Annotated in this window: 1 protein-coding gene; it reads left to right on the top strand. The window is 63.2% G+C overall.

Going from position 1 to position 266, the window contains the following annotated elements; genetic code table 11:
- Window positions 1-40: 40 nt before the first annotated feature.
- Window positions 41-266: KR domain-containing protein (locus NLU14_RS22050; protein ID WP_275710639.1), on the top strand; the 226-nt coding region annotated here is incomplete at its 3' end.

The following is a 266-nucleotide window of genomic DNA, read 5'->3' on the forward strand; positions in this document are numbered from 1 at the left end:
GCCGCTGCGGATGGCGGCTGCAAGGCAAGGAGGCCACGACATGACGGACCACAGCATCAAGGGCAAAACCGTTCTTATCGCGGGAGGCGCAAAGAATCTGGGTGGATTGATCGCGCGCGATCTTGCCGCACACGGCGCCAAGGCGGTTGCAATCCACTACAACAGCGCAGCAACCAAGGCTGATGCCGATGCCACCATTGCAGCCGTGAAGGCCACGGGTGCCAAGGCCGTTGCCTTTCAGGCAGATCTCACCACGGCGGGCGCCG

It is taken from the genome of Marinobacter iranensis (assembly GCF_029207565.1).
In the GTDB taxonomy this organism is placed as follows: Bacteria; Pseudomonadota; Gammaproteobacteria; order Pseudomonadales; family Oleiphilaceae; genus Marinobacter; species Marinobacter iranensis.